Annotated in this window: 21 protein-coding genes; 7 read left to right on the top strand and 14 right to left on the bottom strand. The window is 64.6% G+C overall.

Translation table 11 applies throughout. From position 1 onward, the window contains the following. A partial coding sequence (locus tag CIC12_RS27695) for a LysR substrate-binding domain-containing protein (protein ID WP_168668912.1) occupies window positions 1-844 on the bottom strand: 844 nt, incomplete at its 3' end. A 266-nt stretch (window positions 845-1,110) separates the two neighbouring features. On the opposite strand from CIC12_RS27695, the gene CIC12_RS27690 reads away from it, so the two are divergent. Next, the gene (locus CIC12_RS27690; RefSeq protein WP_168668910.1) at window positions 1,111-1,839 is read left to right on the top strand and encodes a DUF899 family protein; all 729 of its coding nucleotides are present in this window, start codon (window positions 1,111-1,113) and stop codon (window positions 1,837-1,839) included. 66 nt (window positions 1,840-1,905) lie between these two features. On the opposite strand, the gene CIC12_RS27685 is transcribed toward CIC12_RS27690, so the two are convergent. After that, window positions 1,906-3,879 carry a putative bifunctional diguanylate cyclase/phosphodiesterase gene (locus tag CIC12_RS27685; protein WP_168668908.1) on the bottom strand — a complete coding sequence of 658 codons (1,974 nt, stop codon included), beginning with the start codon at window positions 3,877-3,879 and terminating at the stop codon, window positions 1,906-1,908. A 185-nt stretch (window positions 3,880-4,064) separates the two neighbouring features. Beyond that, entirely contained in the window at window positions 4,065-4,448 is a 384-nt protein-coding gene (locus CIC12_RS27680; RefSeq protein WP_174772225.1) for a hypothetical protein, read from the bottom strand. A gap of 349 nt (window positions 4,449-4,797) precedes the next feature. Here CIC12_RS27680 and CIC12_RS27675 point away from each other — a divergent pair, with 349 nt between their 5' ends. Further along, complete coding sequence (locus CIC12_RS27675) at window positions 4,798-5,076, top strand: HU family DNA-binding protein (protein ID WP_042324988.1); 279 nt, start codon at window positions 4,798-4,800, stop codon at window positions 5,074-5,076. A gap of 193 nt (window positions 5,077-5,269) precedes the next feature. Here the strand turns inward: CIC12_RS27675 and CIC12_RS27670 are convergent, their stop codons facing one another. The 3 genes from CIC12_RS27670 to CIC12_RS27660 all read right to left on the bottom strand — a co-directional run bounded on the left by CIC12_RS27670 (window position 5,270) and on the right by CIC12_RS27660 (window position 8,261). Next, window positions 5,270-6,391, bottom strand: a complete 1,122-nt coding sequence (locus CIC12_RS27670; RefSeq protein ID WP_274597581.1) for a 3-deoxy-7-phosphoheptulonate synthase — start codon at window positions 6,389-6,391, stop codon at window positions 5,270-5,272. 172 nt (window positions 6,392-6,563) lie between these two features. Further along, window positions 6,564-7,403 carry a DUF72 domain-containing protein gene (locus CIC12_RS27665; protein ID WP_168668906.1) on the bottom strand — a complete coding sequence of 280 codons (840 nt, stop codon included), beginning with the start codon at window positions 7,401-7,403 and terminating at the stop codon, window positions 6,564-6,566. A gap of 111 nt (window positions 7,404-7,514) precedes the next feature. After that, on the bottom strand, window positions 7,515-8,261 hold the full coding sequence (locus CIC12_RS27660; protein ID WP_168668904.1) for a TetR/AcrR family transcriptional regulator: 747 nt from the start codon (window positions 8,259-8,261) through the stop codon (window positions 7,515-7,517). Window positions 8,262-8,570: 309 nt separating this feature from the next. On the opposite strand from CIC12_RS27660, the gene CIC12_RS27655 reads away from it, so the two are divergent. The 4 genes from CIC12_RS27655 to CIC12_RS27640 all read left to right on the top strand — a co-directional run bounded on the left by CIC12_RS27655 (window position 8,571) and on the right by CIC12_RS27640 (window position 14,442). Continuing rightward, window positions 8,571-9,752 (top strand): isovaleryl-CoA dehydrogenase, encoded by a 1,182-nt coding sequence (locus CIC12_RS27655; protein WP_168668902.1) that lies wholly within the window; start codon window positions 8,571-8,573, stop codon window positions 9,750-9,752. A 128-nt stretch (window positions 9,753-9,880) separates the two neighbouring features. Beyond that, window positions 9,881-11,488, top strand: a complete 1,608-nt coding sequence (locus CIC12_RS27650) for a carboxyl transferase domain-containing protein (protein WP_168668900.1) — start codon at window positions 9,881-9,883, stop codon at window positions 11,486-11,488. A 31-nt stretch (window positions 11,489-11,519) separates the two neighbouring features. Further along, entirely contained in the window at window positions 11,520-12,305 is a 786-nt protein-coding gene (locus tag CIC12_RS27645; RefSeq protein ID WP_168669219.1) for an enoyl-CoA hydratase/isomerase family protein, read from the top strand. Window positions 12,306-12,396: 91 nt separating this feature from the next. Next, window positions 12,397-14,442, top strand: a complete 2,046-nt coding sequence (locus CIC12_RS27640) for an acetyl/propionyl/methylcrotonyl-CoA carboxylase subunit alpha (protein ID WP_168668898.1) — start codon at window positions 12,397-12,399, stop codon at window positions 14,440-14,442. 9 nt (window positions 14,443-14,451) lie between these two features. Here CIC12_RS27640 and CIC12_RS27635 read toward each other — a convergent pair whose 3' ends face one another. The 7 genes from CIC12_RS27635 to CIC12_RS27605 all read right to left on the bottom strand — a co-directional run bounded on the left by CIC12_RS27635 (window position 14,452) and on the right by CIC12_RS27605 (window position 21,125). After that, window positions 14,452-15,243, bottom strand: coding sequence for a phosphate/phosphite/phosphonate ABC transporter substrate-binding protein (locus CIC12_RS27635; RefSeq protein ID WP_168668896.1), 792 nt, complete (start codon window positions 15,241-15,243; stop codon window positions 14,452-14,454). Between the two features lie 18 nt (window positions 15,244-15,261). Next, the gene (locus CIC12_RS27630) at window positions 15,262-15,540 is read right to left on the bottom strand and encodes a DUF1488 family protein (RefSeq protein ID WP_168668894.1); all 279 of its coding nucleotides are present in this window, start codon (window positions 15,538-15,540) and stop codon (window positions 15,262-15,264) included. Window positions 15,541-16,045: 505 nt separating this feature from the next. Further along, complete coding sequence (locus CIC12_RS27625; protein ID WP_168669217.1) at window positions 16,046-17,101, bottom strand: fatty acid desaturase; 1,056 nt, start codon at window positions 17,099-17,101, stop codon at window positions 16,046-16,048. A 135-nt stretch (window positions 17,102-17,236) separates the two neighbouring features. After that, entirely contained in the window at window positions 17,237-18,037 is an 801-nt protein-coding gene (locus tag CIC12_RS27620) for a CDP-diacylglycerol diphosphatase (protein ID WP_168668892.1), read from the bottom strand. A 93-nt stretch (window positions 18,038-18,130) separates the two neighbouring features. Continuing rightward, window positions 18,131-19,585 (bottom strand): indoleacetamide hydrolase, encoded by a 1,455-nt coding sequence (gene iaaH / locus CIC12_RS27615; RefSeq protein WP_168668890.1) that lies wholly within the window; start codon window positions 19,583-19,585, stop codon window positions 18,131-18,133. A 324-nt stretch (window positions 19,586-19,909) separates the two neighbouring features. Next, entirely contained in the window at window positions 19,910-20,125 is a 216-nt protein-coding gene (locus tag CIC12_RS27610) for a transcriptional regulator (RefSeq protein WP_168668888.1), read from the bottom strand. A gap of 340 nt (window positions 20,126-20,465) precedes the next feature. Continuing rightward, on the bottom strand, window positions 20,466-21,125 hold the full coding sequence (locus CIC12_RS27605) for an NADPH-dependent FMN reductase (protein WP_168668886.1): 660 nt from the start codon (window positions 21,123-21,125) through the stop codon (window positions 20,466-20,468). Window positions 21,126-21,544: 419 nt separating this feature from the next. On the opposite strand from CIC12_RS27605, the gene CIC12_RS27600 reads away from it, so the two are divergent. Continuing rightward, complete coding sequence (locus CIC12_RS27600) at window positions 21,545-22,270, top strand: J domain-containing protein (protein ID WP_168668884.1); 726 nt, start codon at window positions 21,545-21,547, stop codon at window positions 22,268-22,270. Window positions 22,271-22,273: 3 nt separating this feature from the next. Here the strand turns inward: CIC12_RS27600 and CIC12_RS33705 are convergent, their stop codons facing one another. Then, window positions 22,274-22,444 carry a gamma-glutamylcyclotransferase gene (locus CIC12_RS33705; RefSeq protein WP_342030576.1) on the bottom strand — a complete coding sequence of 57 codons (171 nt, stop codon included), beginning with the start codon at window positions 22,442-22,444 and terminating at the stop codon, window positions 22,274-22,276. Between the last annotated feature and the right edge of the window lie 70 nt (window positions 22,445-22,514).

The following is a 22,514-nucleotide window of genomic DNA, read 5'->3' as shown; positions in this document are numbered from 1 at the left end:
GTTCCGGCCGGCGGTCAGCGTTTTCGGCGCTCACGAGCCAGTAGGCGCCAGCCGAATCGATCGTCCCGGTGGAGGCTTCGACAAGCGCGCCGCTCGCGAGATCGCTATCGACCAGCGGCCTTCTGCCGAGCGCGACGCCGAGGCCGATGGCGGCCGCCTCGAAAGCGAGCTGAATCGTGTCGACACGCAAACCTCCCGTGGTCTCGATACCGTCGGCACCAGTCGCATCGAGCCACGCCTGCCAGTCTTCACTCGCCGCGTTCACGTGAATCAGCGTCGCGTGTTCCAGCTTGATATTGCCGTGCTCGTCGCGCAGACTCTCCAGATAAACGGGGCTGCACACAGGTACGAAGCGTTCGCCGAACAGGCGCGTCCACGCGGCGCCCGCGACTGGAGACCGGCTCAGGCGAATCGCGAAATCGAAGCCGTCGACCGGAAAGCCGACGTGGCGGTGCGACGTGTCGACGCTCACGTTCACCTTCGTGCAGCGCTCGCGAAAACCCGCGAGACGCGGCAGCAGCCAGCGCGACGCGAAAGTCGGCGCGCAGCTCAACGCGATCGGGCGATCCGCGCGATGGTTGGGCAGACGCTGCGTGCCAATGGCGATCAGCGAAAACGCTTCGGCAACGTAGGACAGGTAATCGGCGCCGGTCGTCGTCAGCGAAATGCCGCGCGGCTCGCGCACGAACAGCTCGACGCCGAGCGCCTGCTCCAGCCCGACGATGCCGTGACTGACCGCGCTCGGCGTCACGTTCAGTTCCGCGGCGGCGAGCTTGAAACTCTGATGCCTGCCGGCCGCCTCGAAGAAGCGAAGCGCGGGCAGAGGTGGCAGACGAAGCGGCATGTTGCATCCCCAAGGACGACGGCGGTGACGCTGGCTCTGGGTTTATCCGCGTTTCACGCGCGCGTGCTGTTTCGCAAAAGCATACCTTGCCGCGCGGTTTCGGTGACGGCCGCAGTGCCAGGGTTGCCGGATGCCGTCGCCCACGTCCGACGATTTTTTCGTCATGAATGTCGATTTGCCACGACGCCGATCGTCGTGACCATATGGAGGACGACACGAGCGACGATAAGCGCCCTCCATCCCTTTTCCGCACAAGGAGATGGCTGATGACTGACGTAGACCTATCCGCGCAAACGCTCAAGCCGGCACGGCAACTGGCCGGGCAGCCGCCGCGTTTTCCCGGCGAGAGCGCCGACTATCGCCGCGCACGCAACGACTTGCTGGCCGAGGAGATCGAATTGCGCCGCCATATCGAACGGGTGGCGGCGCAGCGCCGTGCGCTGCCGCCAGGCGGCGTCGTGCCCGAGGATTATCGTTTCGACGGCGAAGCGGGCCCGGTGACGCTCTCGGAGATGTTCGGCGAGCACGACACGCTCATCACCTACAACTGGATGTACGGCCCGCAGCGCGCGCGGCCCTGTCCGATGTGCACGTCGCTGCTGAGCGCCTACGACGGCGAAATGCCCGACATCCTGCAACGCGTGGCGTTCGCGGTAATCGGCCGCTCGCCAATCGACAAGCTGGTCGCGTTCGGGAAGGAGCGGGGCTGGCGGTATCTGCGGCTGTACTCGTCGGGCGGCAACACGTTCAACCGCGATTACGCGGCCGAAGATCCCGCCGGCGACGACAACCCGGCGTTGAACGTGTTCACGCGTTCGAACGGCACCGTGCGGCATTTCTGGGCCGAGGAGATGGGGCCGTCGTCGGCGGATCCCGGCCAGGACCCGCGCGGCGCACCGGACCCGATGCCGCTGTGGACGCTGCTCGACATGACACCTGGCGGCCGCGGCACCGACTGGTATCCGAGGCTCGACTATCCGGACGTGCCGCGCTAAGCGTGCGGTGGCCACGACATCGCGCTGTATCTTGCTGCCGTTGCACGGGGTCTGGACGCCGCGGGACTAGCGCTGCGCATCCATTGCGTAAGGCTGGCCCGGCGCCGCTTGCAGATACGCGGCAACGGCGCACGCGCGCATCGGCTGGCTGAACAGATAGCCTTGCACCGCGCGCGCACCAAGCGCCTGAACGACCTCGGCTTGCGACGCGGTTTCGAGGCCTTCCACCACGCATTCGAGCCCGAGGTTGCGGCACAGGTCGAGCACCGACTTGACGATCTTCTTCGACGCGCTGTTCGAGTCCACGTCGGTCACGAAGCTGCGGTCGATCTTGATCGTATCGAATGGCAGCCGATGCACGTAGCTCAGGCTCGAATAGCCGGTGCCGAAGTCGTCGAGCGAGACTCGGCAGCCGGCCTGTTTGATCATCGTGAGCGAGCTGCGCGCCTGCTCGAAATCGCGCGTCACTGCGGTCTCCGTGATTTCGAACGACACCCGCTGCGGCGGCACGCCGCTCGCTGCCACGATATCGATCAGACGACGCGCGCGCGCCGACGTCGAAATGTCCACCGCGGACAGATTGAACGAGAGAAACAGATCGCACGGCCAGCGCGCAGCTTCGTCGAGTGCTTTGTGCAGCAGCACCTCGGTAATGTGCAGAATCAGTTCGGTGCGCTCCGCAATCCGGATGAACTCTTCCGGCCTGACGGCGCCGAGGCGCGCGTTGTGCCAGCGCCCGAGTGCTTCCAGACCGATGGGGCGCCGCGTGAGCAGATCGTAGATCGGCTGGAATTCCAGAAACAGCTCGGCTTCCAGATCGGCATGGCGCAGTTCCTGGGTCACGAGGCTCGAGCGCCGGATGCGCGTTTCGTGTTCCGTCGAGAAAATCACCGGCTTGCCGCGACGGCTTTCCTTGCCGAAGTACAACGCGGCGTCGGCGCGTTCAAAAACCTGCGCGACGGTCTCGCCGGCTTCGGGAAACGCGGCCCAGCCGATCGTCCCCGACAGCTCGGCGATATTACCCGCCACGCGATACGGTGCGCTGAGCGCGCCGCAGATGCGCTGGCCCAACTCGACGAGCGCTTCGTCCGATAACCTCTGCTGCGCGAGGACGCCGAATTCATCGCCGCCGAGGCGCGCGAAGAAGAGGCCCGGCTCGGCTTGCGCGAGCAGCCGCGAGCCGACCTCCTGGAGCACGAGGTCGCCGCTCGCGTGACCGTAGATGTCGTTGACCTGCTTGAAGCCGTCCAGATCGATCAGTCCGACATTGAAGCCGCTGCCCGTGGCGAGCGATTGTTCCGCCATCGCGCGCAACGACGCGAAGAAGCTGCGCCGGTTGGGCAGGTCGGTCAGGCTGTCGATGCTCGCGAGACGGAAGTTGTCGTCGCTGAGCCGCTGTGTTTTCTGCTGGCTCGCCTGCAGTTCGCGCTGTGCATGCACGACGTCGGCGAAGGTCCGGTAATAGAGCTGGATGATGACTGCGAGCGCGACGCCCACCAGCGTCATGTCGATCGCCATCGCGATGAACACCGGGTAGCCCGTGAAAACGAGGAAGGTGGAAAAGCTTAGGATGACGATGGAAAGCAACAGCAGCGCGGCCGTGCGCAGATGCATCAGGCAGAACACGCAGCCGACCAGCGTGGTCGCCATGTAGAACGCAACCTGCGCCTGCTCGAACGCGGTGCCATAGGGAAATAGCAGAAGCGACCAGGCGCTGAACGCGATGCCGAACAGGCCGGCGAGCCAGGTCAGTTGACGCAGTTCGGCCTCGGCCTGGTCGCCGGTGAGCACGCGATGCCGGACGCGCCACCAGCGTATGCAGCGGACAATGCACAAGGTGCACAGCACGGCGGGCAGATAGATGGACAACCATGCCGGCGCACTATGCCAATGCGTGACCGCTACGGCCATCGTATTGACGAGCAGGATGAAATAGAGGAGCGGGATCTGGCGGCTGAACGCCTGAAGCTGCGAGCACGCGAGCTCTGGGTCGCTTTCCGTGACCCAGCGTGCTTCCCACAATCTGACTAGCCGACCCATTCCCTTCCTTTTTGACGTTTGCGCCGCGTACGCAGCTTTGTATATCGGCAACGCGGGGACGAGCTTGATAGGTTATTGGAAGGAAATAAATGGGCGTCGAGCAAGCGGTAAGTCCGACCTCGCAGAGCCTGGATGAGCGGGTCATTTATGCCGCGTCGCCTACAACGCCTGGCGTTTTTACCGATTCACAGTGCCGGGCACGACAGCACGCGTTGAGGGGCAACGGCGAGGCCGGGTTCGCCATTCGTGGCCGGCGTGCCTTGTGGCGGGGTGGACACGAGGCGGACCGCATTCGCGCCCGCATTCGCCAGCACGTATTTTTCCGCGCTTTTCTCGGGCTGCCAGTAAGCGCGGAAGGCGCCGCTGTCGGCGAAGACCAGCAGCTTGCCGTGGACCGTTTTTGCGCCGCTGACCAGATCGACGGGTTCGCCGTCTCGCATTTTGAAGCCTTCGGGTGTCGCCGAACCGGTTGCGCCGACGAGCGTGGCGCAGCCGTTATCGTCAGTGGCCGAGGCGGCGCACGACAGCGTGGCCATCAGCAAGCCTGTTGCAATATGGCGAAACGTCATTTTTATTTCCTCCCGAATTCCTGGATCGGCCGGGGCATCGAGAGCTCTACGCCGAATCTTTGCGACCCACCCTAACACAGTAAAAATGCGTGCTGCCGGCTGTTTTCTGGCCGCTAAATGACTGAAATTGCAACGGATTGTGATGCGCTGCCAGAGCGCGCGAAGCGCCGGAAGCGCGTAAGCGCGCGATTCTTATGGCACTTTGCGACGAAAAATCGTCAAATTGGCTCTGGGCGGGTGATACAAGCCTTACACGAAGGTTTGCGCGAATGCGCGCCTATGCGTTAGTGTGTCGGTCCCGGCGCGACAGATGTGGCGCCGGTTCCATGATTACCATACGGGAAGTGCTATGAACAAACAGGAACTGATTGATGCAGTCGCCGCAGCGACGGGCGAAAGCAAAGCGGCCACCGGCCAAACCATCGACGCAATCGTCGAAGCGGTGACCAAAGCGGTTGTCAGCGGCGATACGGTGCAACTGGTCGGTTTCGGTTCTTTCTCGACCGGCGCGCGCGCAGCACGCGTGGGCCGCAATCCGTCGACGGGTGCCGAGATCCAGATCGCGGCGGCCAAGACGGTGAAGTTCACTGCCGGCAAGGCGTTCAAGGAAGCCGTCAACGCGTCGTAATGCAACGCGCTTCACGCCGGAGCATCCGCGTGCGCGCTGCCATGCTGTGACGCGTGCGGCGAGCCATGTATCGGGCGTGAAGAACCACGCGCTGCCCAACCCCGTCGGGCTGAACCGGTCGGTGGCTGGTGCGGCGCGTGTGCCTGAGTCGCGATGAATTGCGACTCGCGGCGCGCCTCGTTCGAGCTGCGGCTCAACCCGGCGCACGACGCTTGCGGGTCGCGTCGGCGAGGGTGTCGAGCACCGGCTCGGTTTGCGCCCAGCTCACGCAGGCATCCGTAATCGATACACCGTAACGCAGCGGCACACCGGCCTTCAGATCCTGACGGCCTTCTTCCAGATGACTCTCCAGCATGACGCCGATAATGCGGCGCTCGCGCTGCGTGAGTTGCTGCGCCAGATCCTGCACCACGTCCAGTTGGCGCAAATGCGATTTGCCCGAGTTCGCGTGCGAGCAATCGATCATCACCTGTTCGCGCAGACCCGCTGACTTGAGCGCTGCGCAGGTCGCCTCCACCGACGCGCTGTCGTAGTTCGGTCCTTTCTTGCCGCCGCGCAGGATCACATGCGCGTCGTCGTTGCCGCGCGTTTCGAAGATCGCGGCCATGCCCATTTTCGTCATGCCCATGAACGCGTGGCTCGCACGCGCCGCGACGATCGCGTCGGCGGCGATCTGCACGCCGCCGTCGGTGCCGTTCTTGAAGCCGATCGGGCAGCTCAACCCCGAGGCCAGTTGCCGATGACTCTGGCTCTCCGTCGTGCGCGCGCCGATGGCGCCCCACGCGATCAGATCGGCGATGTATTGCGGACTGAGCAGGTCAAGAAATTCGGTGGCGGTGGCGAGGCCCAGGCCGTTGATGTCGAGCAGGAGTTGCCGCGCGAAACGCAGGCCTTCGTTGATGCGGAAGCTGCCGTCAAGACGCGGATCATTGATGTAGCCTTTCCAGCCGACCGTGGTGCGCGGCTTTTCGAAGTACACGCGCATCACGATCAGCAGATCGTTCTTGTAGGTGTCGGCCGCAGCCTTGAGCTTGCGGGCATATGCGATCGCCTGGTCGTGGTCGTGAATGGAACAGGGGCCGACGATCAGCACGAGCCGGTCGTCGCGGCCATGCAGAATGTCGGCGATTTCCGCGCGCGTTTTTTCGACGAGCGTTTGCACCGCAGGCGGCACGGGCAGTTCGTCTTGCAGCAGCGCAGGGGAAATCAACGGACGTACCGCACCGATCCGAACGTCGTCGATGCGCGTGGTGTCCTGGGTGGCGTCGGCCGAGCCGACTTCCTGATCGTGCAAAGGATTGTCGATGGCGCTCAAAATATTCTCCGGGGCCTGGATGATGAGGCGGCGTGGCCGCCTGAATGTGCGCGTGCCTGCACGCCGGTTTCGCGTGGACTCTGCGCTGGGGTTAGGTTGTTTGTATCGAGTTTGCGTCGATCCGCTGGCGCGATTATGACACCCGCTTGCCGCAGCGAGGACTGCGGCGGGATCAGAGTTTGCCGATCAACGCCATCGCGGCGGCCGGATTGCGCTCCTTGAAGCCGCTGATCACGTACAGGTAGACATCGCGTGCCACCGCTTGGGCCGGCGGCTCGGCGCAGGTCTCCAGGTCCGCCGGTGTGGTGCCGGCGGCAAGCTGGCGCGCGCGCTCGGCCCATGCGTCGAGTGCTTTCGCCGAGTAGCCCTTGGCCTGCTTGTCGGTCGTGCCCATGATGCGGACGTACACGAACGGTGCGGTGAGGTCGGCGATTTGCGGGTAATCGCTGTCGCCGGCCAGCACGACCGCAACCTCGTACTTCCTCGCGAGCGCGATGAATTCCGGCGACTTGAACGTATCGTTGCGCACTTCGATCGCGTGCCTGAGCTTCTGCCCTTCGATACTGGTGGGCAGCAGTTTCAGAAACGCTTCGAAGTCTTCGTGATCGAATTTCTTGGTTGGCGCGAATTGCCAGTTGATCGGACCGAGCTTCTGTTTGAGCAGCAGCACGCCGCTCGTGAAGAAGCGTTCGATCGTTTCGCCTGCTTCCGCCAGCACTTTTCTGTTGGTTGCGTAGCGCGGCGCTTTTAGCGAAAAGACGAAATCGTCCGGTGTCTCCTGATACCACTTCTCATAGCTCGCTGGCTTCTGCAAACCGTAAAATGTGCCGTTGATTTCTATGGACGTGAGATTGCGGCTCGCATATTCGAGTTCGCGGGCTTGCGTGAGATCGTCCGGGTAGAACGGTCCACGCCACGGCGCATAGGTCCAGCCGCCGATGCCGATGCGAATGTTCGCGGTCTTCGTGGATTTCGCGCGCTTTGTGCTCGTTACGCTTTTTGCTTCAGCCACTTGGATTCTCCTTCTGGGCACGGCCGGGGAAGCAGTAGATTAAGCTTCTTTTTGCCCGGCGCACAGACGTGGAGAAGCGCCTTCGTAGAGAAACGGCGCATTGACCGTGGGCTATGTTTCGCGCTGTGTGGTTGGCGAACGCCGCGCAGCTGCCTGGTCGAAGCGCCGGTTCGCCTCCGCCACTTCCATCCTGAACTGCTGCAATGCACTCACGGCCAGATCCGGCGGCGTGAGCGCGCTCCACAACACGTCGATCAGTTGATCCGCGGTCGTGTCGATATCGATCTGCCGGTTCGTCAGCGTGGCGTCCCACAGCACGTGCTCCATGGGCCCGAACACCATCGAGCGTAATAGGCGCAGCGGCATGTCGGCGCGAATCTGCCCGCTCTCCTGGCCCTGCGCCAGCACGCGCATCAACGGCGCGGTGTAGCGGCGCTGCAGTTCGGTCAGCGCCTCGCTCAACTCGTGATGACGCGCGCGGCCCTCGGACAGCACCAGCGCGCACAGATCGGTGCCGTTCACCAGCATCAGCCGCAAATGTGTGCGCACGATGAAAGCGAATTGCTGGCGCACATTGCCGTCGCGCGGCAAGCCGGACTCGATCGCTTCGATGATCTCGTCGTACCAGTCGCCGATCACGCGCGCGCACAGCTCGCGCTTGCCGCGGAAATAGCTGAACACGGTCGCCTCTGAAATGCCCAGACGCTGCGCGATCTCCGCGGTCGTCGCGCGTTCGTAGCCTTTTTCGGAGAACACGTCACGCCCCGCCTGAAGAATCTCCTTCACGCGTTGTTGCGATTTGCGCCCAGCCGGCTGGCGGCGCGACACGGGTAATTCGGCCTTCACGGCAACCGTCATATGAGTCAAGTTCAGATTTACGGCTCGGCTTGAGCCCGAAGATAGGCGTTTGGCGCTTGATGACGCCGATCCTATCACGGAAGAGGGCGTGCGGAGACCGTCCGGCTATTTTCTGAGTAACACTCAAAAATACCTATTGACGCTTACGTCAATCTGGCGTGAAATGCACGTTGAAGCTAGCGCGCCTCGCGCAGCATGGCGGCGCTCCGGCAGACCGCGAACGTTCGCCGGGCTGCGCCCGACCGCGCCCGGACCTGCCGGCGCCCCCGTGAGGCAGTCCGGTCGTCAACGAACTCTGGAGACACAGCAATGCACAACCTGCCCGGTTTGCAATTCCCGCTCGGCGAAGAAATCGAAATGCTGCGCGACAGCATCGCGGGATTCGCCGCCAAGGAAATCGCCCCGCGCGCCGCGGAAATCGATCGCACGGATCAATTCCCGATGGACCTGTGGCGTAAATTCGGCGATCTCGGCGTGCTCGGCATGACGGTGTCGGAGGAATACGGCGGCGCGAACATGGGCTACACGGCGCACATGATCGCGATGGAGGAGATTTCGCGTGCGTCGGCTTCGGTGGGCCTTTCGTATGGCGCGCATTCGAATCTGTGCGTGAACCAGATTCACCGCAACGGCACGGACGCGCAAAAGCAGAAATACCTGCCCAAGCTGGTCTCCGGCGAGCATGTCGGCGCACTCGCGATGAGCGAGCCGAACGCGGGCTCGGACGTGGTCAGCATGAAGCTGCGCGCCGAGAAAAAGGGCGACCGCTACGTGCTCAACGGCACGAAGATGTGGATCACCAACGGCCCGGATTGCGACACGCTGGTGGTCTATGCGAAGACTGATCCCGAAGCGAATTCGCGCGGCATTACCGCGTTTATCGTCGAGAAGGGCATGAAGGGCTTTTCGGTGGCGCAGAAGCTCGACAAGCTCGGCATGCGCGGCTCTCATACCGGTGAGCTGGTGTTCGAGAACGTCGAGGTGCCGGAAGAAAATATTCTCGGCCAGCTGAACGGCGGCGTGAAGGTGCTGATGAGCGGCCTCGATTACGAACGCGCGGTGCTGGCGGGCGGCCCGACCGGCATCATGGTCGCGGTGATGGACGCGGTGGTGCCGTATATCCACGACCGCAAGCAGTTCGGCCAGTCGATCGGCGAGTTTCAGCTGATCCAGGGCAAGGTGGCCGATCTCTACACCACGCTGCAGGCGTGCCGCGCTTATCTGTACGCGGTGGGCCGTCAACTCGACACGCTCGGCAACGAGCACGTGCGCCAGGTGCGCAAGGACTGCGCCGGCGTGATTCTCTATACCGCGGAAAAGGCCACGTGGATGGCCGGCGAGGCGATCCAGATACTCGGCGGCAATGGCTATATCAACGAGTATCCGGTCGGGCGCTTGTGGCGCGATGCGAAGCTGTATGAAATCGGCGCGGGCACGAGCGAGATCCGCCGCATGTTGATCGGCCGCGAGCTGTTTGCCGAAACGGTCTGACGTGCGGTGATGGCGCTGCGTCACGCGGAGAATCGTATGGCGCTCGCGCGTCACACGACGGCGCGCCTCGACGGGGCGCGCCGAACGCCCGGCCTCTATATAAAGCGGCAAAAAGGAGAAGCCACTTCATGCCGATCATCGAATCCAAGCTGAACCCGCGCTCGGACGACTTTCGCGCCAACGCGGCGGCGCTCGAAGCGCTCGTCGCCGATCTGCGCGCGAAGGTCGCCAAGCTCGCGCTAGGCGGCGGCCAGGCCGCACGCGACAAACATACGGGGCGCGGCAAACTGCTGCCGCGTGATCGCATCGAGAAGCTCCTCGATCCGGGCACGCCGTTTCTCGAGTTCTCGCAACTCGCCGCCTACAACATGTATCACAACGACGCGCCCGGCGCGGGCGTGATTACGGGCATCGGCAGAATCGCGGGGCAGGAGTGCGTGATCGTTTGCAACGACGCGACGGTCAAGGGCGGCACCTATTATCCGGTCACCGTGAAGAAGCACGTACGGGCTCAGGAAATCGCCGCGGAAAATCATTTGCCCTGCGTGTATCTGGTCGACTCGGGCGGCGCGAATCTGCCGAATCAGGACGACGTGTTCCCCGATCGCGATCACTTCGGCCGCATTTTCTACAACCAGGCAAATCTGTCGGCGGCGGGCATTCCGCAGATCGCCGTCGTGATGGGCTCGTGCACGGCGGGCGGCGCGTATGTGCCGGCGATGAGCGACGAGTCGATCATCGTGAAGAATCAGGGGACCATTTTTCTCGGCGGCCCGCCGCTCGTGAAAGCGGCGACGGGCGAAGTGGTCAGCGCGGAAGATCTCGGCGGCGGCGACGTGCATACGCGTTTGTCGGGCGTGGTCGATCATCTCGCGCAAAACGACGCGCACGCGCTGGGGATTGCGCGCAGCATCGTCGGCAATTTGAATCGCACGAAACCCACGCCGCTCGCGTTGCAGGAGCCGAAGCCGCCGCGCTACGACGTGAAGAGCATGTACGGCGTGATTCCCGTCGATACGCGTAAGCCCTTCGATATTCGCGAGGTGATCGCGCGCATCGTCGACGACTCCGCGTTCGACGAGTTCAAGGCGCGCTACGGCACCACGCTCGTCACCGGTTTCGCGCATATCTGGGGGCATCCGGTCGGCATCATCGCGAACAACGGCATTCTGTTTTCGGAGTCGGCGTTAAAGGGCGCGCACTTCATCGAGCTATGCTGCCAGCGCAAGATTCCGCTGGTGTTCCTGCAGAACATCACCGGCTTCATGGTGGGCCGAAAGTACGAAAACGAGGGTATTGCGCGTAACGGCGCGAAGATGGTGACGGCGGTCGCGACTGCGAGGGTGCCCAAGTTCACGGTGATCATCGGCGGCTCGTTCGGCGCGGGCAATTACGGCATGTGCGGGCGCGCATATTCGCCGCGTTTCCTGTGGATGTGGCCGAACGCGCGCATCTCGGTGATGGGCGGCGAGCAGGCGGCGTCAGTGCTGGCCACGGTCAAGCGCGACGGCATCGAAGGCAAAGGCGGCACATGGAGTGCCGAAGAGGAAGAAGCGTTCAAGCAGCCGATCCGCGATCAGTACGAACATCAGGGGCACCCGTATTACGCGAGTGCGCGACTATGGGACGACGGCGTGATCGATCCGGCGCAAACGCGCGACGTACTCGGCCTCGGCTTGTCGGCCGCGATGAACGCGCCGATCGAAGACACGCGTTTCGGCGTGTTCAGAATGTGACGATGCGCGACGAAGCGCGGGAGCTGCGATGATGCAATACGAAACACTGAATGTGCAATTGGCCGGACAGGTTGCCACGGTCACGTTGAATCGCCCGGACGTGCGCAACGCGTTCAACGAGACGATGATCGCCGAAGTGACCTCGGCCTTCACGGCATTGAACACACGCGACGACGTGCGCGCGGTAGTGCTCGCCGCGAACGGCAAGGCGTTCTGCGCAGGCGCCGACCTGAACTGGATGAAGAAGATGGCCGGTTACTCGGACGACGAGAACCGCGCCGATGCGATACTGCTCGCGAACATGCTGTCGTCGGTGTATCGCTGCAACAAGCCGGTGATCGCGCGCGTGAACGGCGACGCATACGCGGGCGGCATGGGCCTGATCGCCGCGTGCGACATCGTGGTGGCGGTGCAGAGCGCGCGCTTTTGCCTGTCGGAAGCGCGGCTCGGTCTGATTCCCGCGACCATCGCGCCTTACGTGATCCGCGCGTTGGGCGAGCAGGCCTCGCGCCGCTATTTCGTCACCGCCGAGGCCTTCGATTGCGCGACGGCGTTGCGGCTCGGCTTCGTCAGCGAAGCGGTCGAAGCCGGGCAGCTCGACGCCACCGTTGCGCAGATCGCCGACACGCTCTGCGCGAATGGGCCGCAAGCGGTGCGCGCCTGCAAGCAGCTCGTGCAGGACATTGCGGGCCACGAGTTGAACGATGCGATGATCGAAGACACGGCAACGCGTATCGCGCGCACGCGCGCCGGCGCGGAAGGTCGCGAAGGCGTCGCGTCGTTCCTCGACAAGCGCACGCCGGGCTGGCGCGGCTGACGCGCGAGCTCGCCCGTTGCCGGGGCGCGTGAGCGCGCCTCGATCCGATACAGAACAACAGCGCCGAACGGCCCATTTCATCGAGACATTCATGTTCAACAAGATCCTGATTGCCAACCGTGGCGAGATTGCCTGCCGCGTTGCCGCGACCTGCAAGCGGCTCGGCATCGCGAGCGTGGCCGTCTATTCCGACGCGGACGCCGACGCGAAACACGTGGCCGCCTGCGACGAGGCGGTACACATCGGCGGCTCGACGGCGGCGGAAAGTTATCTGCGGGTCGCGCGCATCATCGAAGCGGCTCGGGCCACCGGCGCGCAGGCGGTGCATCCGGGCTACGGGTTTCTATCGGAGAACGAAGATTTCGCGCACGCGTGCGAGGCGGCCGGCATCGTCTTCATTGGACCGCCGGTGTCGGCCATCGCCGCGATGGGTTCGAAGGCCGCCGCGAAAGCGCTGATGCACGCAGCCGCGGTGCCGCTCGTGCCAGGTTATCACGGTGACGATCAGGACCCGCAGTTGCTGCACCGCGAAGCGGATGCGATCGGCTATCCAGTGCTGCTCAAAGCGAGCGCGGGCGGCGGCGGCAAGGGCATGCGCGTGGTCGAGCGCAGCGAGGATTTCGCGGCGGCGCTGGCCTCGTGCAAGCGCGAAGCCGCGAGCAGTTTCGGCAATGACCGCGTGCTGATCGAAAAGTATCTGACGCGGCCGCGTCACGTGGAAGTGCAGGTGTTCGCGGACCGCCACGGCGGTGCGGTGTATCTGTTCGATCGCGATTGCTCGGTGCAGCGGCGTCATCAGAAGGTGCTGGAGGAGGCGCCGGCGCCGGGGCTTAGCGCTGAACTCAAGCGCGAAATGGGCGAGGCCGCGGTGGCCGCCGCGCGCGCGGTGGATTACGTCGGCGCGGGCACGGTCGAGTTCATCATGACCGGCAGCGGCGATTTCTACTTCATGGAAATGAACACGCGTCTGCAGGTCGAACATCCTGTCACGGAGATGGTGACGGGGCAGGACCTCGTGGAATGGCAACTGCGCGTCGCCGCCGACGAGCCGCTGCCGCTCACGCAGCAGCAGTTGAAGCTCGATGGCCACGCGATCGAGGCGCGCATTTATGCGGAGCATCCGGCGCGCGGCTTTCTGCCGTCGACGGGCAAGCTCAAGCATTTGCGCATGCCGGAAGGCGTGGAGTTCGCGATCGATGCGGCCGGCGCGGCCGGACCCGGCGCAGCAGGGCGCAAGGCGCCGGTGCGGATCGACAGCGGCGTGCGCGAGGGCGACACCATCACGCCGTTCTACGACCCGATGATCGCCAAGCTGATCGTCCACGGCGCCACGCGCGAAGAAGCGCTTGCGCGCCTGAGTCGTGCATTGCATGCGTGCGAGGTGGTTGGCCCGCATACCAACATCGAATTCCTGCAACGTATCGTCGCGAGCGAGCCGTTTTCCACCGCCGATCTCGACACGGGCTTGATCGAGCGTCATCACGACGCGCTGTTTGCTCCGCACAGGAAGCCCTTCAAGGAAGCGCTCGCGCTCGCCTGCGCTGCGCTGCTCACGCGCGAGGGCGGCACGGCGCACGGCGCGTCGCCGTGGGACGCGTTATCGCATTGGCGACTGAACGGCGGCTATACGCAGACACTCGGCTGGCGCGAGATCGGTCACGGCGACAATGAACGTGCGTTCACGGTCTCGTTCGCCCGCGACGGCGGCACGCAGACGCTCGAACACGACGGCGTGCGCGAAGACTTTTCGTGGTCGAGCGGGGCGGGCGAGCACGCATTGCGCGCAACCCTCGGCGATGTGCGGGTGACGGGACGCGTGTTTATCGACGGCGATACGTTCCATGTGTTCTGTCTCGGTGAGGCGCTCGCGTTCGAGTGGCAGAACCTGCTCGCGCATGCCGCCGACGCGGAAGGCGGCGAGGGCCGCCTGACCGCGCCGATGCCGGGCAAGGTGATCGCTGTGCTGGTCGAACCAGGCGCCGTGGTCGAGAAGGGCGCGCCGCTGCTCGTGATGGAAGCGATGAAAATGGAGCACACGATCGGCGCGCCGGCGGCCGGTACGGTGACCGAAGTGCTCTACGCGGTCGGCGATCAGGTGGCCGACGGCGCGCAGCTTCTCGTGCTGGACGTGCAGTAGGGTCGCGGCTCAGGCGAGGCGCGCATAGCCGGCGGCGCGCGCTTCGTTTTCGAGTTGCCCGATCCGTTCGTAGTCCGTCAGCGGTAGTACGGAAAAGCCCTGCAAACGCAGGCGTTTTGCGCGTTCGGGGCGCACTTCGAGGGTTTCGTTCAGCGCGTCGCGCAGCGCTTCGACGGTGGCCGCCGGCACCGTGCCGGACGCGATCAACGGTAAGCCTGGCGACGCCGCCGTCATGCCGATCGCGCGAAGCCGCCGCGCCAACTCCGGCATCACATCATTGACGAAGGCGAAAGTCACGCAGTCGACCGCGGCGACATCCGCGCGATCGTCTGCGATGGCCCGCAGTGAACCGAGATGGGAGCCCGTGCGCAGCACCGTGCTGAAGAACATGCCGGCGCGCGCGAGCGGCGCGACCGCATGACGAAACACATTCATGCCGCTATTCGAATCGTCCTGGTTGTAGGCGGCGCGCGCGCCCCGGCAAGCCGCGAGCGTATCGAACTGTGCGTCGGCTCGCGTCACCAGCACGCTCGCGTAGTGCGCTCCCTCGCAGCCGGGCGCGTCGAAGCGCGGCGTCGCGATCAGGCGAACCTGTTCGTGCAGGCCGTGCATCAGCGGATAGCCGCAGGTTTGCGAGAGCAGCAGGTTGGGGCGCCGCCAGAAGCCGTGCAGTTCCTCGTCCGGCTCGACGATGCGGCACGCCGGCTTGACCCGGCGCAGCACGTCGATGAGCCACTCGCGCCACTCGAAGTCGAGGGCGGGCGTGACGTTATACATCGGCAGGGCGGCGATCCAGATCATGATGCGATTCTGACACGGCTAATGTCTGACCATTCGGAATTCGTCGAGTCCGAGCCGCACGGGCTCGGTCGGTCTGAAGGTCCACTTCTGCGCGGCGACCGAGAGAATCTCCAGTTGCGCGTCCTCGAACGCGACGAGCAGGTCCTCCTTGCGCTTGCTCGCCGCCCCGCAGAACGTGACGAGCGCATCGGCGCTGACTTCGAAAATCTGCGCACGATCGTCGCAGCACACCCGGAATGCGACCGTCGCGCATTCCGTCACACAGGGCCTGAACCCTTCATCGACATAAACCGACATGACGATCTCCCTCCGACGCCCGAGTCAACAGGATGACAAGCCGTAAGGTTTGAGTATGTGGGAGAACCGGCATTGGCGGTGAAATGGCGGGATTCCGACGCCTGACTCGGGCGGAAATTGACTACATGCCTGCAAGCTTTTGTAAGCGCCTACCTGTTTTTGCCCGGTATTCATCCGTTGTTCGCGCGCATGCGCTGGCTACACTCGCTGCGGCGATTCCGCTTTTGCTCGGGACAATCGGTACGGAGGGGACACGATGAATCATGGTAGTCGATACGGCAGAGTGCTGAAGCGCGAGCGGGTCCGGCGGTGGTTATTCGCTGCGACGCTGGTGTGCGCATGTGGTCTGCAGGGCTGCGCGACTTCGCTCGAAACCTTCGGGCTCGGTGCCGGGGTGGGCATTGTCGGGGCGCTAGGGGCGCTTGGCTGTGCGATCGGTTGCCGTTGATCGCGTCGTGAGGGGTGGCTTGAATCGCGCGAGCCGGCGAAGCCGCGTGAGACGCATCTATCGCTGCGACTGCGCACGGCTCTGGAGATCGGCCGGTATGGTCGACGGTTGCAGCGGTCGCCAGCGCCTGACCCACGGCAAAGCATCGGGCCGGGCGTCGTCGGTTAAGGGGTAGCTTGCCGGGTGCACGGCATGAGCGACCGGCGTCCATGCGTAGCACGCCAGCCATTCCTTATAACCGCTTACCAGAAAGCCGCCGTTGCGATCGAGGTAAGCGTCGCGTCGCGCTTCGTAGATCTTTTTCAGCGCGAACCACGGCACGTGTGGCAGATCGTGATGCACCGCGTGATAGTTGTTGTTCAGAAACAGCAGCCGCCAGTACCAGGCCGCTTCATTGATGACGGTGCGATGCGCATGATCATGCGCCGTGCGATGCTCATGAAACGAGCGGATCGAACCCAGCGACAGCGCGCCATAGCCCACGCCGACGATAAAAACCCACGCCGGTATGGCGCAGCTGCGCTGCAACCACACCGTGAGCGCGGCCAGGGCGGCGAAGTGCGCGAGCCACGCCGGCACATCGCGCCAGTCGCCGCGCTTGATCCTCGCGAGCGCCTCGACGCCGGTGGCGGCGATAGCGAACGCCGGGCCGACCAGCAGCCGGCCGATCAACGTATTGCGGAAAGCCAGCAGCGCGCGAATCGCCCACCCCGCGCGTTGCCACACGAGCGGGGTGACGAAATAGCTCTCGGGATCACGTCCGGGATGCGTCAGGTGCGGATCGTCGTGATGCTGCAGATGGGACTCGCGATAAATGCGATAAGGAAACCATACCGCGAGCGGCGCGAAACCCAGTAGCGCGTTGACGAACGGCGAGCGGGTCGGATACCCATGCAGCAGTTCGTGCTGCAGCGACGTGTACCACGCGGCGGATATCGTCAGCAGACCGGTGGTCAACGGCAGGCCGAGTGCACGCGCATGGGTCGCGACGCCGAACCAGCCGCCGTAGATCGCAACGATCAGCGCCCATGTGGGCCATTGCGTGCGCCAGGTCCAGCTATTTGCCAGCCGGGCGATGGAATTGCGTTGTGCGTCGTCGAGATAAATCGCCATGGGCGGGATGGTCATGGTGCAGGTTCAGACCGATCCTACGGACCCAGACGCGCTGCCAGAACCAATTTATCGAGCGAAGTATCTGCCCAATAGTGCATAGGCGGCGAGCCCTTGCGGCGGCGTGTTCTCTGGCCTTCACGGCGCATCCGCGACGCGGCACGCGTGATCCATCAGACCTTCGGCCGAGCCGCTGCCGTCGTCGACGTCGATGCCGCTGTTCAGGATCAGCCAGCCATCGGTGTCCGCTGACGGCCCCGCGCCTGTCACGAGGATGGTTTGCGTCGCCATGGCTTCGGCATCCTGATTGTCCCGCGCGACGATGCGGAAAGGATTGCCGGCCTGACTCAACGAAGTCACGCGCATGATCCGGTAACGCCGGCCGTCGATCGTATCCCAATGCCACTGGCCGGGCGCGTCCTTCGCGTGACGCCCGAGCGCCAGGCTGACGTCGCGGCGCATGCAGTCGATATGGATATGCAACTGGTTTTGCGAGCGGCGATATTGGGAGTTGATTTCGAGTCCGAGCAGATTGTCCGGCAGCGTACGCTTGACCGACTGCGCGACATCATGCCGCGAGCTCCACGCATCGACCCAGTAATCCTGCGCGTGCGGCGCGAGTATCAGCGGACTTTCGATTCCGGTGATGCGATCGGTAGGAATCAGCAGATACTGAGAGCGCCCGACAATATCCTTCAGGATCACATAGCGTTTCTCGAGATCGACGCGCGTGCATTGGCCCGGCGTACCGGTGGCCTGCTGCGACGGCACGCAGCGTATGTCGACGATTTTCCACAACGCGTTCGAATCGACGGTGGCAAGGCGCGCGCATGCGGTGACGGTGAGGGTGATGGCGAATGCCGCGGCCAGTCTCGCGGCATGGCGCAATCGGGTTCGCTGAGGGGAGGTGGGCGAAGGGCTGGGTGTCGGTGTTGGCATCGGCACTTGGGTGGGTGTCGTCGGAAGAGTTGGCTGTCGCAAGGAGCGAAGGGCAAAGCGCTGCGGGCAAAGAGCTACGGGTAAAGGACGGCATCAAAGCACAGGCGCCGGCACCCCACCGAGCACCTGCTCGAACGCGACGCCGATCGCAAGCAGGCGCCGGTCGGCCCCCACCGGGCCGTCCAGTTCGAGGCCGACCGGCAGGCCGCTCGCGGTCATTCCCGCGGGCAGCGAGAGCCCTGGAATGCCCGACGTGCTGGCCGGATCCGTATTGCGTACGAACGCCTCCATCGTGTCGATCGACGGCCCGCCGTCGATCGACACGCTCGATGAACCGCTCAGGTCGTCGATCGGCACGGCGGCGAGACGCGTGGTCGGAAACAGCAGCGCGTCGACACGCTCGCCGGCGAACGTCGCGGCTATGTACTGCTGCAAGCGCGGCCGCCACTGATTCAGCGCCGCCGCGTAGTGGCCGCCGAGCGCATCGGCGAGCACGCTATCGTAGATCGCGCGTACGTCCGGACTCGCGATGCGCGCGGCCAGATCGGCGACGGTGCTCACCGGCGCATCGTTGGCGACGAGCCACGCGCGCACGTCGTCGAGCGCTTCGTGGATCGCAATCGGGCCGCCGACCATGCCGTTCAGGTGCTCCAGTTCGTCCATCGCGACCGGCACGAACACGACGCCCGCCGCTTCGAGCCGGCTCAACGCGGCGCGCGCCACGTCTTCCACCTGTCGTTCGATCCCCTCCCATAGCGGCGCGGGCAGACCGATGCGCAGCCCGCTCAGCGTGAGCGCCGGCAACGCGCCCGCGCCGGTGATCACGCCGTCGAGCAGCGCGATGTCGGCGACGGTGCGCGCCATCGGTCCGACGGTGTCGCGCGTGTGGCTGATCGGCACGACGGCGTTCGGATCGTGATAGCGCCGCTCGGCGCCGCCGTTGCCGACCGACGGACGAAACCCGGCGGTGCCGGTCAAGGCAGCGGGAATGCGGGTCGAGCCGCCGGTGTCCGTACCCAGACCTGCGGGCGCGATGCGTGCGGCGATCGCAACGGCAGTGCCGCCCGACGAGCCGCCCGGAATCAGCGAGGGATCGTAGGGATTGCGCACCGGTCCTGCATGCACGGCGAAATTCGTGCTGGTGATGCCGAACGCCAGTTCATGCATGTTGGCCTTGCCGAGCACGATCGCGCCCGCGTCCACGAGCCGTTGCACGGACGGTGCGTTGGCCTTCAGAATGAAGCCCGCGAGCGCGGCCGTGCCCGCCGAAGTCTGCAAGCCCGCCGTATTGATGTTGTCCTTGACGACGATGGGCAGCCCCGCGAGCGGCAATTGCGCCCTGGTGGTTGCCGGCAATGCGTCGATGCGCTGCGCGGCGGCGAGCGCGCCGTCGAGGTCGAGGGTGGTGAGCGCGTTCAGGCTGGAGAGCGAGGCCGCGCGCGCGAGCAGCGTGGCGACATAGTCGGTGGCCTTGAGGCGCCCGGACTGGATCGCGGCGACCGCCTGCGTGGCGGTCAGCGCGAGTTGTTCATCGACGGTCCATGTCATGGCCGCGTCTCCTGATCGTCGTGTGCGTTACGGGTGCGAAAACGCGCTGCACAGCAAAGCCACAGGCCGCGCGTCGCGCGATGCCCTCAGGCATTCGCGTGAGTATTCGACAAGATCGATTGATGGATCAGGCATGGCAGGCGTGCGCAGGGCGGACTCGTGGTGCCGCCTATTCTGGCACAACCGTTTGACAGACGACGCCGGGGACTGCAGCGAAGCGGGCGCGAGCCAGCTATGCCACCGGCGCTCGTTGCCCTCAGATTCGCGGCGCGACCGCTACGGCCGCGTCGATCCCGTTAAGTGCGCCGACCGGGGCGCCCACCGTCACTGATGGTGGTCGATCCACATACGTCCCCAGCGGAACGCGTAAGCGAGCGCATGTTCCTCGTCGAAGAAGTAATCGAGCGCATCGAACGAATACGCTTTCCCGTTGTTCGCGGAGGTTTTTTCGATGGTCAGGTTGGCGGCGAACAGCCCGTTGGGCAGAAGCTGTGCGGCCGGAGCGACCTCGTAACCCTTGTAGCGGATATGTGAATTCATGGTATCGACTTGTCAGTGTGCCCGCATGCGTTGCAAGGAAACCAGTGCGTAGAACGTAACCCTCTCGCCACGACTCCATTGAATGGGCGAACAGGGTCAAGCGTAGGGCGCGCTGCGCAGCGGGTGAACCAATCTTTCGTCGTTTGCAAATCAGCGGGGTTCGGGAGCGGTCTTCAGGAGCCCGGATCGGATCGTATCGCTGTGTCCGGACACACTAACAGCGTGGCGGCGAAAGCGTCTGTTATGTGCCGCACGGTTCGTGAAAACGCCGATGCCGTGGGCCGCGAACGCGGCGTCACGGGCATGGTGGGCAGGGTAGTCGGACAGACAGTCGAAAGAATCAGACCGCGTGCAGCAGGCGCGCGGGCGGTGCTTCGTTGAGCGTGCTGGCGGAAGGCTGCGAGCCCGTTGCGCGATGCGCATTGAACGCCAGCGCGAATTGCGCGGCCTGCTGGCCGACCGTGGCGAGCTGATCGACGACCTTCGCATCGGAGCAGGTGTCGACGGAATCGAAGCGCGTTTCCACTGTGTTGATGCCTGCGCCGAACGGCGTAGGCCAGCCGCGCAACGCATGGACGATCGAGCGCAGCGAGGTCAGCACCGAACCGGCGGCCTGCCAGCCATAAGCGGTGACGATGCAGCCGACCGCGCGGCCGTCCAGATAGGGGCGTTCGTCAGCGCGCAACTCTTCGAGCGTGTCGAGCGCGTTCTTCACGAGACCCGACACGCCGCCGTGATAGCCGGGCGTCGCGATGATCAGCGCATCCGCGTGGCGCACGGCCTCGATCAGTTCGAGTTGTTCGGCGGTGCGGTTCGGCTGTTCCGGCGCGTAGTGGGGCAGGCTATGCAGGAACGTGCCGCCGAACAGGCGGGTGTTCGCGCCCGCAGCTTCGGCGCCGCGCAAGGCGAAGCCGAGAGCGCGTTCAGTCGACGATGCCGCGCGCGTGGTGCCGCCAATGCCGACGACGAGCGGGCGGCGATGATGATCGAATCGGGTCAACGAAATACTCCTTCGGTGGCGGTTCGCGACACGCCGACGCGCTGACGCTGGGGTGCGCGCAGACGGGCCGGGGCGAACCGGACTTTGAAGTGTCATCTTAATGACCGCGGGACGCGAGGCTAAGCGACTTTTTGTTCTAACGATATAACCGCACGGTCCGACGGCGCGCTGCAATGCACGTGAGGCCACGCCAGATAAGCATATGGCGAACCGTTGTTTGGGGGCGCGGCGACGCACGGCTATGATCGAATCGTCTCCTCCATGACACTCCTTGACATGGGACTCGGTCTTGCCACGACAGTGGCGAGGCCTTTTTTTTCGTGCCGTGGCAGCCGCTCACGCACGGGCCGCGTCACGATAGCGGCGTTTTTCGCATGCTACGATGGGCCGCGATGATTCCCGGCGAGGTCGAGCAAGCAATGACAACCCTTTATGACACGCTCGGCGTGCACGCGCATGCCAGCGATGACGAAATCAAGCGCGCCTACCGGAAAGCCGCGATGAAGTGGCATCCGGATCGCAATAGCGGCGCCGAGGAAGTGGCGCGCGCCGCGTTCCAGGAGATCAAGGACGCCTATGCGATTCTCTCCGACGCCGCGCAGCGCAAGGTGTATGACGCGGTCTACGCGGAGCAGATGCGCGGCTGGGAAGCGCAGCGCGCGCGCCAGCAGCAGGCGCAGGCGAGGCGCGAGGCGGCCGCGCGCGCAGCCGACGAAGCGGCATACGCGGAGATGGTCTCGGTCGCCATCCGTTTCGCCGACGAAGGACATAATCGCGACGTGCTGTTCGGTGTGCTGCTCGGGCGACAATGCGAATCGAAGCGGGCCGCGCAGATCGCGGACAGCGTGGCGGCGTTGCAGGCGTCGCGCCGCGAAGCCGCGCAGGCCACGAGCGCCGATATGGCCGGCGCAGCAAGCGAGGCAAGCCATGCGAGCGAGACGGATCAGGCGGCCGAAACGAGCGCATCGGTTCACTGCGACGCCGCAGGCGGGAAAGACGCCGCCGCTCGCGACCTGCGCGGCAAACGCGCCAGCCACACCAGCCAGGCCAGCAACGCGAAGCACGACGAACCCGGCACCGACGCGCATCCCGCCGGCGCCCTCGGCGGTCTGTGGTTTCAGTTTCTGAACGGCTTGCGCTTCTGAGGTTCACGCAGGCCGGCTGCCCATGCGTGTCAGCTCGGCCGCGAGTTCGTCGATATAAGGATCGTTCAGGCTGCATTCCGCCAACGCGCTTTGCAGCTTGAACACGTACTCGGCGTTCGTGCCGAACAGACCCGTGGCGACCGCCATCGACGTCGCGATGGCCGGCACTCGCACCCGACGCGCCGCGCGGCAAGCCGCTGATTCTCGCCGCCGTCTGCCTGGCCGCGCTGGTGCTGCCGCTCGC

The organism is Paraburkholderia sp. SG-MS1 (genome assembly GCF_012275575.1).
In the GTDB taxonomy this organism is placed as follows: Bacteria; Pseudomonadota; Gammaproteobacteria; order Burkholderiales; family Burkholderiaceae; genus Paraburkholderia.
This window is presented reverse-complemented; position numbering and strand designations above follow the sequence as displayed.

Coding starts and splice junctions, on each gene's coding strand:
- CIC12_RS27620 (WP_168668892.1), bottom strand. CDS start 18,037: ATGCCAACACCGACACCCAGCCCTTCGCCCACCTCCCCTCAGCGAACC.
- CIC12_RS27625 (WP_168669217.1), bottom strand. CDS start 17,101: ATGGCGATTTATCTCGACGACGCACAACGCAATTCCATCGCCCGGCTG.
- CIC12_RS27645 (WP_168669219.1), top strand. CDS start 11,520: ATGCAATACGAAACACTGAATGTGCAATTGGCCGGACAGGTTGCCACG.
- CIC12_RS27685 (WP_168668908.1), bottom strand. CDS start 3,879: ATGGGTCGGCTAGTCAGATTGTGGGAAGCACGCTGGGTCACGGAAAGC.
- CIC12_RS27660 (WP_168668904.1), bottom strand. CDS start 8,261: ATGACGGTTGCCGTGAAGGCCGAATTACCCGTGTCGCGCCGCCAGCCG.
- CIC12_RS27690 (WP_168668910.1), top strand. CDS start 1,111: ATGACTGACGTAGACCTATCCGCGCAAACGCTCAAGCCGGCACGGCAA.
- CIC12_RS27680 (WP_174772225.1), bottom strand. CDS start 4,448: ATGACGTTTCGCCATATTGCAACAGGCTTGCTGATGGCCACGCTGTCG.
- CIC12_RS27600 (WP_168668884.1), top strand. CDS start 21,545: ATGACAACCCTTTATGACACGCTCGGCGTGCACGCGCATGCCAGCGAT.
- CIC12_RS27655 (WP_168668902.1), top strand. CDS start 8,571: ATGCACAACCTGCCCGGTTTGCAATTCCCGCTCGGCGAAGAAATCGAA.
- CIC12_RS27630 (WP_168668894.1), bottom strand. CDS start 15,540: ATGTCGGTTTATGTCGATGAAGGGTTCAGGCCCTGTGTGACGGAATGC.
- CIC12_RS27640 (WP_168668898.1), top strand. CDS start 12,397: ATGTTCAACAAGATCCTGATTGCCAACCGTGGCGAGATTGCCTGCCGC.
- CIC12_RS27635 (WP_168668896.1), bottom strand. CDS start 15,243: ATGATCTGGATCGCCGCCCTGCCGATGTATAACGTCACGCCCGCCCTC.
- CIC12_RS27650 (WP_168668900.1), top strand. CDS start 9,881: ATGCCGATCATCGAATCCAAGCTGAACCCGCGCTCGGACGACTTTCGC.
- iaaH (WP_168668890.1), bottom strand. CDS start 19,585: ATGACATGGACCGTCGATGAACAACTCGCGCTGACCGCCACGCAGGCG.
- CIC12_RS27610 (WP_168668888.1), bottom strand. CDS start 20,125: ATGAATTCACATATCCGCTACAAGGGTTACGAGGTCGCTCCGGCCGCA.
- CIC12_RS27675 (WP_042324988.1), top strand. CDS start 4,798: ATGAACAAACAGGAACTGATTGATGCAGTCGCCGCAGCGACGGGCGAA.